This window comes from Streptomyces sp. NBC_00094 (assembly GCF_026343125.1).
GTDB lineage: Bacteria > Actinomycetota > Actinomycetes > Streptomycetales > Streptomycetaceae > Streptomyces.
This window is the reverse complement of record NZ_JAPEMB010000001.1, coordinates 3,985,804-3,998,232: the sequence shown is the minus strand read 5'-3', so window position 1 is coordinate 3,998,232 and position 12,429 is coordinate 3,985,804. Positions and strand designations below refer to the sequence as shown.

10 protein-coding genes are annotated in these 12,429 nt (G+C 73.2%); 4 read left to right on the top strand and 6 right to left on the bottom strand.

Annotated features, from left to right (window positions below; genetic code table 11):
- Positions 1 to 41: 41 nt before the first annotated feature.
- The 4 genes from OG580_RS17535 (at position 42) to OG580_RS17520 (ending at position 4,411) form a co-directional block, all read left to right on the top strand.
- The gene (locus OG580_RS17535; protein ID WP_267044624.1) at positions 42 to 896 is read left to right on the top strand and encodes an NTP transferase domain-containing protein; all 855 of its coding nucleotides are present in this window, start codon (positions 42 to 44) and stop codon (positions 894 to 896) included.
- Positions 893 to 2,248 carry a molybdopterin molybdotransferase MoeA gene (locus tag OG580_RS17530; RefSeq protein WP_267044623.1) on the top strand — a complete coding sequence of 452 codons (1,356 nt, stop codon included), beginning with the start codon at positions 893 to 895 and terminating at the stop codon, positions 2,246 to 2,248. Before OG580_RS17535 ends, OG580_RS17530 begins: the two co-directional genes overlap by 4 nt.
- 20 nt (positions 2,249 to 2,268) lie before the next feature.
- Entirely contained in the window at positions 2,269 to 3,330 is a 1,062-nt protein-coding gene (locus OG580_RS17525; protein WP_267048037.1) for a TrkA family potassium uptake protein, read from the top strand.
- 94 nt (positions 3,331 to 3,424) lie between these two features.
- Positions 3,425 to 4,411, top strand: coding sequence for an NAD(P)H-quinone oxidoreductase (locus tag OG580_RS17520; RefSeq protein ID WP_267044622.1), 987 nt, complete (start codon positions 3,425 to 3,427; stop codon positions 4,409 to 4,411).
- 174 nt (positions 4,412 to 4,585) lie between these two features.
- Here the strand turns inward: OG580_RS17520 and OG580_RS17515 are convergent, their stop codons facing one another.
- From OG580_RS17515 to OG580_RS17490, 6 genes are all read right to left on the bottom strand, one after another.
- Entirely contained in the window at positions 4,586 to 5,134 is a 549-nt protein-coding gene (locus OG580_RS17515; protein ID WP_267044621.1) for a bacterial proteasome activator family protein, read from the bottom strand.
- 110 nt (positions 5,135 to 5,244) lie between these two features.
- Entirely contained in the window at positions 5,245 to 8,115 is a 2,871-nt protein-coding gene (locus OG580_RS17510; RefSeq protein WP_267044620.1) for an FtsX-like permease family protein, read from the bottom strand.
- Positions 8,112 to 8,846: an ABC transporter ATP-binding protein gene (locus OG580_RS17505; protein ID WP_267044619.1), complete on the bottom strand. Its 735-nt coding sequence runs from the start codon at positions 8,844 to 8,846 to the stop codon at positions 8,112 to 8,114. The genes OG580_RS17510 and OG580_RS17505 overlap by 4 nt, the downstream gene beginning before the upstream one ends.
- Positions 8,847 to 9,005: 159 nt before the next feature.
- Positions 9,006 to 9,659 carry a PadR family transcriptional regulator gene (locus OG580_RS17500; RefSeq protein WP_267044618.1) on the bottom strand — a complete coding sequence of 218 codons (654 nt, stop codon included), beginning with the start codon at positions 9,657 to 9,659 and terminating at the stop codon, positions 9,006 to 9,008.
- A 96-nt stretch (positions 9,660 to 9,755) separates the two neighbouring features.
- Positions 9,756 to 10,598, bottom strand: a complete 843-nt coding sequence (locus OG580_RS17495) for a hypothetical protein (RefSeq protein WP_267044617.1) — start codon at positions 10,596 to 10,598, stop codon at positions 9,756 to 9,758.
- A 135-nt stretch (positions 10,599 to 10,733) separates the two neighbouring features.
- Positions 10,734 to 12,398: a protein kinase gene (locus OG580_RS17490; RefSeq protein WP_267044616.1), complete on the bottom strand. Its 1,665-nt coding sequence runs from the start codon at positions 12,396 to 12,398 to the stop codon at positions 10,734 to 10,736.
- Positions 12,399 to 12,429: the final 31 nt, after the last annotated feature.

Below are 12,429 nucleotides of genomic sequence, written 5' to 3'. Positions count from 1 at the left end.
GGGCCGGGCGCCCGCGGTACCCGGCGGCCCATACTGCTCGGGTGACCACCGCATACGACGCCGTCGTACTCGCCGGGGGCGCCGCGAGGCGTCTCGGCGGATCGGACAAGCCCGGAGTACGGGTGGGGGGCCGGACGCTCCTCGACAGGGTGCTCGCGGCCTTCCCCGACGCCGGCCGGACCGTGGTCGTCGGGGATCCGCGCCCGACCGTCCGCCCCGTCCGCTGGACCAGGGAGGAGCCGCCCGGTGGCGGCCCGCTGCCCGCCGTCGCCGCCGGGGTACGCGAGACGGAGGCCGAGGTCCTCCTCGTCCTCTCCGCCGACCTGCCCTTCCTCGACCGGGACACCGTCCGGCGCCTCCTCACGGCGCTCGTCGACGCACCCGAAGCGGAGGCGGCTCTCCTCACCGACGCCGACGGCCGGGACCAGCCGCTCGTCGCCGCGTACCGGACCGGGCCGCTCGTACGCGAACTGACCCGGCTCACGCACGACCACCGCGGTCTGGCCCACATGCCGTTGCGGTACCTCTCGGACGGGCTCCGCCTCACCCGGGTCACCGCGGGGCCCCTCGCCTCCTTCGACTGCGACACCTGGGAGGACATCGCCGCGGCCCGGGCCCGCATCAGGGAGCATGGGACCGTGCTGGACGAATGGATCACCGCAGTCAAGGACGAACTGGGCATCGAGCTGGACGTCGACACCGGCGTACTCCTCGACCTGGCCCGCGACGCCGCCCACGGAGTAGCCCGCCCCGCCGCGCCCCTGACCACCTTCCTGGTCGGCTACGCGGCGGCAAGCGCGGGCGCCGACGGCGGTCCGGAGGCGGTCGCCGAGGCGGCCCGCAAGGCGGCGGAGCTCGCCAAGCGGTGGGCCGCCGAGCAGGACGAGGCGGGATGACCCTCAAGGAGTCCGCCCTCGTGACACCCGAGACCGCACCCCGCTCCCAGCCGGCCGAGCAGCCGCACCGCGCCACCGCCTGGCCCGAGGCGCGGGCCGTCGCCGCCCGGGCAGGTGCCGAGGCCCGGGCCGCCCGAGCCGGAGAAGCCGCCGGGTGGGAGCCACAGGCCGTCCCGCTCGGTGCGGCCCTCGGCCGGGTTCTCGCCGGGCCGCTCCTGGCCCTCACCGACCTGCCCTCCTTCGACACCTCTGCCATGGACGGCTGGGCCGTCGCGGGCACGGGCCCCTGGACGATCCGTGAGGAGGACGCCGTCCTCGCGGGTCACGCCTCCGCCGCCGAGCTGGCCGACGGCGAGGCCGTACGCATCGCCACCGGCGCCCGCGTGCCCTCCGGGACCGCCGCCGTCATCCGTACCGAACACTCCCGCACCGAGCAGTCCGCCGCCGAGCGCGGTGCAGGGACGTCCGGCTCGCTGCTGTACGCCCTGCGTGAGGTGCGGTCCCGGCAGGACATCCGCCCCCGAGGCCAGGAGTGCCGTGCCGGGGACCCGCTGCTCCCCGCCGGTTCCCTCGTGACGCCCGCCGTCCTCGGCCTCGCCGCGGCCGCCGGCTACGACGCGCTCGCCGTCCTGCCCCGCCCCCGGGTGGAGATCCTCGTCCTCGGCGACGAGCTGCTCACGGCGGGCCTCCCCCGCGAGGGGCTCATCCGTGACGCCCTCGGCCCGATGCTCGGACCCTGGCTGGACGCGCTCGGTACCGAGGTCCTCGCCACCCGCCGGATCGGCGACGACGCCGAGGAGCTGTACGAGGCCGTCACCGGCTCCGTCGCCGACCTGGTGATCACCACCGGCGGGACCGCCGCCGGGCCCGTCGACCATGTGCACCGCGTGCTCGACGCGGCGGGCGCCACCCTCCTCGTCGACGGGGTGAAGGTCCGGCCCGGCCACCCGATGCTCCTCGCCCGTCTCGCGGGCACGGGCCCCCGCCACCTCGTCGGACTCCCCGGCAACCCGCTCGCCGCGGTCTCCGGGCTCCTCACGCTCGCCGAGCCGCTGCTCACCGCCCTCGCGGGAGGCGTACGGGAGCCCCACCACGTGCCCGGCGTACCCGTCCAGGACGAGGTCCAGGGGCATCCGCACGACACACGGCTCGTCCCGGTCGTCCGACGCGCCGGCCGGGCCGTCCCGCTGCACTACAACGGACCGGCCATGCTCCGGGGCATCGCCGCGGCCGACGGCCTGGCCGTCGTTCCGCCCGGCGGTGCCCGTCCGGGCCAAGAGCTGGAAATCCTCGATCTTCCCTGGCCGACGGCGGTGGGGACCGCCCCGGCCCAAGGAGTGTGTTTCACGTGAAACTACCCAGCCGTGACGTGATGGCCCGCCATGCGGACGAACGCATCGCGGGCCCCCAGATCCGGCTGCCCCGCCGCGTCGTCGAGCAGCCGCTGCGCCAGGTCGGGAAGCGGCTGCTCATGGCGCTCGGCGTGCTGATGCTGACGGTGATCATCGTCTACGTCGACCGCGAGGGTTACCACGACAACGCCAACGAGACGCTCGACTTCCTCGACTGCGTCTACTACGCGACCGTGACGCTCTCCACCACCGGATACGGCGACATCGTCCCGTACAGCGACACGGCGCGGCTCGCCAACATTCTGCTGGTCACGCCCCTGCGCGTGCTGTTTCTGATCATCCTGGTCGGCACCACTCTCGAGGTCCTCACGGAGAGGACCCGGGAGGAGTTCCGGCTGAATCGCTGGAGGTCCACCTTGCGCGACCACACCGTCATCGTCGGCTTCGGCACCAAGGGGCGGTCCGCGATCCAGACGCTCTGCGCGACCGGTCTCCGCAAGGACCAGATCGTCATCGTCGACCCGTCCGGCAAGGTGATCGAGACGGCGAACGCGGATGGCTTCGTCGGTGTCGTCGGCGACGCGACGCGCAGCGACGTCCTGCTCCGTGCCGAGGTGCAGCGGGCCCGTCAGATCGTCATCGCCACCCAGCGCGACGACACGGCCGTCCTGGTCACCCTGACGGCCCGCCAGCTCAACCGGGGCGCGAAGATCGTCGCCGCGGTCCGCGAGGAGGAGAACGCGCCGCTGCTGCGTCAGTCGGGCGCGGACGCGGTCATCACCAGTGCCAGCGCCGCCGGCCGGCTGCTCGGCCTCTCCGTGCTGAGCCCCAGCGCCGGCACGGTCATGGAGGACCTGATCCAGCAGGGCTCCGGCCTCGACCTCGTCGAGCGTCCGGTGACCAAGAGCGAGGTGGGCAAGAGTGTCCGGGAGACCGGGGACCTGGTGGTGAGCGTGCTCCGCGGCCATCGGCTGCTCGGATACGACGACCCGTCCGCCAGCCCGCTCCAGCTCACCGACCGGGTGATCACCATCGTGCGCGCGGCGCCGGTGACCCCGCTCAGCACGCCGCCGCAGGACTGATCCGGAACGGTCGGGGAAGGCCGCCCCGCGCAGGGGCCACGCCGCGCCGATTGGACCGCGTCGGGCGCGGGGCGCCCGGAGTAGCCTCGCCGCCATGTATGCGATCACGATTCCGGAACCCGGCGGTCCCGAGGCCCTTGTCTGGGCCGAGGTGCCGGACCCCGTACCCGGCGAGGGCGAGGTCCTCGTCGAGGTGGTGGCGAGCGCCGTCAACCGCGCCGACCTGCTCCAGCGCCAGGGCTTCTACAACCCGCCGCCGGGCAGCTCCCCGTACCCCGGCCTGGAGTGTTCCGGGCGGATCACCGCGCTCGGGCCGGGTGTCTCCGGCTGGTCCGTCGGCGACGAGGTGTGCGCGCTGCTCGTCGGCGGCGGTTACGCCGAGAAGGTCGTCGTCCCGGTCGGCCAGCTCCTGCCGGTGCCGGAGGGCGTCGACCTGGCCACGGCCGCCGCGCTCCCCGAGGTCGCGTGCACGGTCTGGTCCAACATCTTCATGCTCGCCCACCTGCGCCCCGGCGAGACGCTGCTCATTCACGGCGGGGCGAGCGGGATCGGCACGATGGCGATCCAGCTGGCGAAGGCGGTCGGGGCGCGGGTCGTGGTCACGGCCGGGAGCCCCGGGAAGCTGGCCCGCTGCGCCGAACTGGGCGCGGACGTCCTCATCGACTACCGCGAGCAGGACTTCGTCGAGGAGGTGCACAAGGCGACGGACGGGGCGGGTGCGGACGTCATCCTGGACATCGTCGGCGCCAAGTACCTGGAGCGGAACGTGCAGGCGCTGGCCGTGAGCGGCCGGCTCGTCATCATCGGCCTCCAGGGCGGTGTGAAGGGCGAGTTGAACCTCGGCGCGCTGCTCGCCAAGCGTGCGGCGGTCATGGCGACCACCCTGCGTGCCCGCCCGCCGCAGGAGAAGGCGACGATCGTCGCCGCCGTCCGGGAGCACGTCTGGCCGCTGATCGGCGCGGGCACGGTCCGGCCGGTCGTCGACCGTACGGTGCCGATGCCGGAGGCCGCCGAGGCGCACCGGGTGCTGGAGTCCGGCAGCCACGTCGGCAAGGTGCTGCTGCTCGCGCCCCGGGGCTGACCCGCGTACGTACCGGTGACCGCGTGCGTACCCGATGACTGGTGTACGTCTCGGTGACCGCGTGCGTACCCGATGACCGGCGTACGTCTCGGTGACCGCGTACCTACCGCGGAACGGAGGAGGGGCCCGGCACGTCTCGTGTGCCGGGCCCCTCCTCCGTACGACCTCATGGACCTACAGGTACGGGCCCGAGCGGATCGCGTGGCCGTGGCCACGGTCGTCGTCGTCATCGTCGTGCGAGGCGCCCGGCGGCAGCGCCCGGCGCATCTGCTCCAACTGGGCGCGGGCCGCCATCTGCTGGGCGAACAGCGCCGTCTGGATGCCGTGGAAGAGGCCCTCCAGCCATCCCACCAACTGGGCCTGCGCGATCCGCAGTTCCGCCTCGGAGGGGATCGCCTCGTCCGTGAACGGCAGGGAGAGCCGCTCCAGTTCCTCGACCAGCTCGGGCGCGAGCCCGTCCTCCAGCTCCTTCACCGAGCTGGCGTGGATGTTCTTGAGCCTGACGCGGCTGGCCTCGTCGAGAGGGGCCGCCCGTACTTCCTCCAGGAGCTGCTTGATCATGCTGCCGATCCGCATGACCTTCGCAGGCTGCTCGACCATTTCCGTCACCGGGACCTCGCGGGATTCGTCGTCACCCTGAGTGCCGCCGAGCGCCGTTCCGTCCTGTCCCACGATGAGGACCTGGGGGCTCTCCTGCGACCTGTCATTCCTCGGCATCTCCATGCCGCCATTCTCTCGCACACATGCCTCACCAGACGGTGTGCCCCTGTACGAGGGTGATCCACCCTCGTACAGGGGCACAGGAAGGCAACGAACCGGCGGGGCCGGATCTGTCAGGTCGCCTCGCGCCGGGCGAGCGCGCCGCGCGAGCGGGTCACCAGGGCGGCGAGCAGGGCGGCGCCGAGCGGTACGGCGATGAGCAGGCCGGCCAGCGTCTCCCAGGGGATGACGATCGGCACGTACGGGGGGCCCGACATGCCGTTGTCCCAGCCCTGACGGATCGCCTGCTCGTAGTAGCGGATCGCCTCGCGCTCCTCGGTGAGCCGGAGGCCTATCGCGGGCAGCACGCCGGCCGCCGAACCGAGGATCACCCCCATCGCCGCGATGACTCCGCACTGGAAGCCGCTGAGTGTGCGGCGGACCCGGGGCGGGGCGCCCACGGCGGCGAGCGTCTTCAGGTCGGCCTCGGCGTCGGCCTGGGCGAGGCCGGTGGCGATGCCCGCGGCGCCGACGGTGACGAGGCCGGCGAAGACGGCCAGCGCGATCAGGAAGAGGCTGTTGTCATTGACGAAGCCTTCCTCCACGTGGAGTTCGACGTTGCCGCCGAGCTTGGCGAGCTCGCCCTCGAGCTTCTGGCGCTGCTCGCTGTCCGGCAACCGCTCGGTGCTGAAGTACGCACCCGCCGGCAGGGTGGAGAGTCCGGCGGCCTTCGCGGTGGCCGGGGTCATCAGCGCGATGACGCCGTAGGACTCCTGGTCCTTGGGCACCAGGTACGCGGGGACGGAGCTGACCTTCCCGGGCGCGGGCAGGCCCTTCTCGGAGGCCTTGTCGGCGGCGGCGATGTCGGTGATCTGCTTGATCCCGATGGTGCCGTTCTTGTCGATCTGGGCCCGGGAGAAGGTGACGATCCTGCCCTCGGCGAGGGCCTTCGCGGCACCCGGGTCGTCGACACCGAGGACCTGCAGGACCTTCTCGTCACCGACGAGCAGACCGCCCTCGACGGAGATCCAGCCGCCTCCGGACGACGAGTCGCACCGCCAGTCCTCGGTGATCATCTTCCGTCGCTGGTCGGGGGTGTACTTCTCGCTGGGGTCGCCGGCGCCGGGAAGGCCGGTGGCGTACAGCGGGCACTCGTTCGCCAGGGGAAGCACGACCTCGTAGCGGCCGCAGCCGGGGCCGCCGCCCCAGGTGGGACAGCCCGGCTTGCCGACCGAGACCCGCTCGACGTCGGCGCGGACATCGACGGGGAGGTGGCGCTGGATCGCCTCCCGGACCGCGGGGACGTCCCGGCCGCCCTCCTCCAGGGCGAAGGCGGAGACCGCTCCGTACGGCAGACGGGCCTCGTAGCCGGCCCTGCTCTGCGCCTCGCTGCTGGCCATGAAGGTGGAGACGGTGACCGTGCCCGCGACGGCGGCGAGGACGGCGGCGACGGCGGGTGCCGTACGCCCCCGGTTCCGGACGGCGTCCCGCAGCGCGAGCCGCGGCGAGAGCGGCAGCCAGCGTCCGGTGCGCCCGAAGAGCCCCACCAGGGCCGGGGTCATGGCGACGACACCGAGCTCGGCGATGGCGGAGCCGCCCGCCACGACGATGAACTGCTCGCTGACGAGGGAGCCGAAGAGCGCGATGGCGGCACCCACGAGGACGGCCGCGAGACCGACCAGGGGCAGGACCCGGCTGCTGCGACGGATGCCGCGCCGGCCCGTGAGCGAGGCGAGGACGGTCTGCCGGGAGGCGGTGATCGCCGGGACGATGGCGGCGAGCAGACCGGTCAGGACGGCGAGCAGCGCGATGCCGAGCAGTTCGAGGGGACGGACGTCGAAGGCGCCGAAGCGCTGGTTCATGGTGTCTTCGAGGACCGGCTGCAGCACCAGCGTGAGGATCACGGCGAGGACGGTGCCGATGACGGCCGCCGCGACACCGATGACCAGACCGCCGCTCAGCACGATGGCCCGGATGTGGCTGCGGGCACCGCCGTTGGCCCCGACCAGACCGAGCTGGCGGCGCGAGCGGCGGGCGCCCACCGCGAAGGCGGGCCCGGCGAGGAGACAGATCTCCAGCATCGCGAGACCGACGACGGTCGCGACGGCGACGAGGGCGCCGGCGTCGGCCGCCGTGCTGGACTCGTAGTTGCCCCAGTCGCTCTTCGAGTACAGCGGCACCTCGGAATCGGCGGGCGGGTCGAGGGCGACGGCACGCGAGGTGACGGCCACACCCTTGGTGTTGATCTGCTGGACCGTGTTCCACGTGAAACCACCGGAGCTTCGCACCAGGTAGCTGACGGTGGTGCCGGGCCTGGCCAGACCGGCCTTCTCGACTGCCTTCGCGTACGGGGTGAGGAAGGCCCCCGGCACCGCGTTGACCTGGTCGGCGCCGAGCGCGTCGGGAAGTTCGTAGGAGCCGACGATCCGATACGTACGGTCGAAGTTGCGGGCGGAAAGGGTCGAGCCGACCGACAGGCCGCTGACCTCCAGGAAGTGCGAGGTCGCCATGACCTCGTCGCTCTTCTCCGGGAAACGCCCCGACAGGAGCGTCATGATGCCGCGGGTCATCGGGTCGGCGGACTTCAGCTCACGGACATCGGCCGTGAGGAGACCGTGGGCGGTGGTCAGCTTGGCCGCCCCGGTACGGTCCGTGAGGACCGTGGAGCCCGCCGGGAAGGTCTTGGTGACGTCGGTGGGGCCGCTCGGCCACGGCTGCTGCTCGTAGTCCTTGGCCGGCCTGTGGATATCGCCGACCGGGTTCTGGAGGATCGGGACGCCCTCGTAATCGGCGTCCCGGAAGATCGCGTCGGCCGCACCCATCGTCCTCTCCACCTGCTCGGCGGGGGACAGTTCGGAACTGCGGTAGGTCAGATCCAGGGCGCTGACGCCGAGGATCGGCAGGGCGATCATCGCGAGGACGAGGGAGCTGCGGCCCTTGGAGCGCCAGGCGTCGCGGCGGGCGATGCGGATCGCGGCCCGCCAGCTGTGGAACCAGGTCTTCACGCCTCCGCCACCTGGCCCGAGAGGAGGGAGTCGGCCTCGCTGCGCACGGTCTGGTCGACGATCGCGCCGTCCCGCAGGAACACGACCCGGTCGGCCCAGGCGGCGAACCGTGGCTCGTGGGTGACCAGGACGCCGGCGGCGCCCGCGTCGCAGCGGGAGCGGAGCAGGGCGAGCACGGACTCGCCGGTCTCGGAGTCCAGGGCGCCGGTCGGCTCGTCGGCGAGGACGAGACGGCGGTCGCCGACGAGGGCGCGGGCGATGGCCACGCGCTGCTGCTGGCCGCCGGACATCTCGTCGGGGAAGCGGTCGGCGAGGTGCCCGAGCCCCATCTCCTCCAGGGCGGCGAGGGCCTCGACGCGCGCCTTGCGGGCGGAGGTGCCGTCGAGCTCGCGGGGCAGGGCGACGTTCTCGGCGGCGGTGAGCGCCGGGATGAGGTTGTAGTCCTGGAAGACGTACCCGATGCTGCGGCGGCGCAGGGCCGCGAGCTCCTTGGCGCTCGCCGTGGTGATGTCGGTGTCCTCGACGATCACCCGGCCGGAGGTCGGGATGTCCAGGCCGCCCGCGATGGTGAGGAGCGTGGACTTCCCGGAGCCTGATGGGCCCATGACGGCGACGAGTTCACCGGGGTACACGGCGAGGTCGATGCCGCGCAGGGCGTGCACCTCGGTGGCACCCGAGCCGTGGACGCGGGCCAGGTTCTGGAGTTGCAGCACGGGCTGCTGTGTGGACATGGAGGGGTCCCCCTTGGACGTACGCGGCGGTCGGCCGGTACGGAGCGAGCGGTGGAAGGTGGTGCGACAGCGATATGGCTGTGCGGCAGCGGTGCGGGCCTGTGCGGCAGCGGTGCGGGCCTGTGCGGCAGTGGTGCGGGTGGGGCGAGGTGAAGCCGGTCAGGGCGCCCCGCCCGCGGCCGGCGCCGGGGTGGTCGTGTGCGGGTCGACCGGGGCCCGGGCCGGGGACGGCGTCGTCGCAGGTGCGGATGCGGAAGCCGCCGTCGTCGTCGACGACAGACGGATCAGCCGGGCCTCGCAGTGGTCCAGCCAGCGGGCCTCGGCCTCGGTCTGGAAGATCAGCTGCTCCAGGACGAGCAGCCAGGCCACGTCGTCCCGCTCCCGCGCTCCCCCGCGCTCGACGGCGACGAGCGCCTGGGCCTTGAGCCGGGTGTAGTCCTGCATGGCCTTCACGGTGTGGCGGCGCTGGGACTGGATGACGTCGCGGATGTCGACGCAGGGCGCGCCCACCGCCATGGCGAGCTTGATGGCCAGCTCGTCACGGGCGGGGCTGGTGCGGTCCACCGGCTTCTCGAACCAGGTCCTGAGCTCGGCGAGGCCCGCGTCGGTGATCGTGTAGAGCGCGTGCCCGGCCTCGTCCTGTCCCCCTTGCGCGACCATGCCGTCGCGCTCCAGCCGGCTCAGGGTCGTGTAGACCTGGCCGACGTTGAGCGGCCAGGTGGAACCGGTGCGGGACTCGAACTCCGTACGGAGCTGGGAGCCGTACCGAGGGCCGCGTTCGAGGAGGGCGAGAAGCCCGTGGCGGATCGACATACTCAGTATGTATACCGAGTATGCCGCGGCGGACAACCGTCCTGAGACGGAAGGGGAAGGTCCGACTCAAGGGGGACCCCTGCCGGCCCGTACGGCTCAGCGGCGGCGCATACGGAGCCCGAGGAACCCGATTCCGAGGCCCATCAGGGCCAGCCCCACGCCCAGGGTGAGCACGGGAATCCGCTGGTCGGCGAAGGTGGGCGTGGCATCGGTCGCCAGCTGCGGCGCGGCGGCGGGCCGGGTCGCGGGCGCCACCTCGGTCAGGACCGCGTCCTCCTCGCGTACCGCCTCGGCCTCCTCCTCGGCGGCCTCGTACGACCGGGAGTCTGTTGCCGAGTTGGTACGGGAGGGGCCGGGCGACGGCGTGGCGGTGGTCGGCGACGCGGTGGGCGTCTCGGAGCGCCCGGGCCGCGGCCGCCCCTCCCCGGCCGGTCGGCCCGCGAGGGAGGCGGAGTCGCTGGGGGCGGGGGCGTCGGTGGGCTCGGCGCTCGGCGTGGCAGGGGAGGACGGCGCGGTGCCGGTCGGCGCGGGCGCGGGCGGGACGGGGGTGCCGGGGCCCCCGGTGCGACCGGGCGAGGCGGAGCCGGTCCCGGGGCCGGACGAGGAGGAGGAGACGGAGGAGGAGGGGAGCTCGGGCGTCGCGGAGGACGGCGCCGGATCCGTGACGGGCGGCGGCGTGGAGACCCCGGACGTCGGGGTCGAGGGCGGCGCGGGGGGCGTGGTGGGTGCCACCGCCCGCGTACCGCCGGGTGCCACCGCCCGCGTACCGCCGGGCGCCTCCGCCCGCGTACCGCCGAGTGCTGCCTCCGCCCGCGTACCGCCGAGTGCCTCCGCCCCGGAGGCGAGTGGCGCGGCACCGAGGGCGACCGCGCAGGCGAATGTGCAGGCGAGCGCGGGGCCGAGGGCCCGCGCCCGTGCCCTGCGGAGTGCTGGAGTCACCGGGTGACCCCCTCCCATGCCGAGCCGCCGAGGTGTCGACTCAGCGTCACATGTCGGGGCAATTCCGGCATCCGGGGCGGGGTCGACGGGAGTAGGCGGGGGGAAGGGGCCGATCGTGCCCACCGGCCGTCCGTATTACAGAGGCGGGTTGCCCGTCGAGACCTTGAAGGTGAACTCGGCGTCCTCGGCGGTGATGTCCTCGCCGGCGGGCGGGTACTGCTCAAGGATCGTGCCCTCGCCGTAGGTCGCCTCGTCCACCGGGGTCTGGGTCGTGATCTTCCACCCGGCCGCCTGGATGCAGTCCTTCACCGACTGGATGTTCTTGTAGCTGAAGTTGGGGACCTCGAACTTGGCGGGGTCGTCGCTCGACTCGGAAGGCTGCGTGCACTTCTTCACGTCGATGGTCTTGGTCAGGTCGGGACCCTTGTGGCCGGGGGTCACCGTCTGGGTCTGATCCGTGCCGCCGGTGCTGCCGCCCGTGCCGCCCGCCTCCTTGCCGGGGTCGTCCTTCTGGGTGAGGACCACGACCAGGCCGCCGATCGCGAGCAGGGCGACGAGGACGGCGCCCACGAGGACGGGCATGTTCCGGCGGGAGCCGCCGCCCGTCGGCAGGGGAGCGGGCGCCGGGGTCGACGTGTGCATCGGGCCCGTGGCGTACGGCGAGGGGGTCGGGGCGGTCTGGTAGACCGGCGCGGGCGTCGGGGCCTGCTGCGGGTACCCGTACGAAGGGCCGGGCGCGGGCGTCGCCGGGCCGTACGGTCCGGGCTGGGGCGTCGGCGGCAGGTACGGCTGCTGCACGCCGTGCGGGCCGGGCTGCGGGGCCGGCGGCGGGGTCTGTCCGATCGGCGGGAAGACCGCCGAGCCGACGCCCGAGCCGCTGCTGACGGGACCGCCCTGGACGATCATCGGGGCACCGGTCTGACCGGCGGAGAGCACCCGCAGGCACTCGTCGCGCATGGCCGCGGCGCTCGGGAACCGCTCGTTCGGGTTCTTCCGCAGGGCCCGGGCGACGAGCGCGTCCATCGCCGGCGTCACCGCGCGGTTGACGGAGGACGGGGCGACCGGCTCCTCCTGTACGTGCGCGTAGGCGATGGCCAGCGGGGAGTCGGCGTCGAACGGGAGGCGGCCCGTCAGCAGCTGGAAGAGCATGATGCCGACCGAATAAAGGTCGGAGCGGGCGTCGACCGCGCGCCCGAGGGCCTGCTCGGGGGAGAGGTACTGGGGGGTGCCGACGACCATGCCGGTCTGCGTCATCGACGTGACGCCGGACTGCATGGCCCGCGCGATGCCGAAGTCCATGACCTTGACCACGCCGCGCTTGGTCGTCATCACGTTGCCCGGCTTGATGTCCCGGTGGACCAGGCCCATCTCGTGGCTGACCTCCAGGGCGGCCAGCACGTCGGCCGTGACCTTGAGCGCCTTGTCGGCGGGCATCGCTCCGTACTGCTGGACGTCGGCGGCGAGGACCGAGCCGAGCGGCAGCCCCTCCACGTACTCCATGACGATGTACGGCATGACGGCGCCGTCGAGGGTGTCCTCGCCGGTGTCGAAGACCGAGACGATGTTCGTGTGCGAAAGCTTCGCGACGGCCTGCGCCTCGCGCCGGAACCGCTCGCGGAACGACTGCTCGCGGCCGAGTTCCGTGTGCAGCGTCTTGATCGCGACCTGGCGGTCGAGCGCGCTGTCGTAGGCCAGGTACACCGACGCCATGCCACCCTCGCCGAGGAGGTCGCGCAGCTGGTACCGGCCGCCCGCTACCGAACCGCCCGCATAGCGGCCCTGTGCGCCGTCCTGGCTCATCTGTGCTTCCCCCTACGCGCGCGTGGCGGCG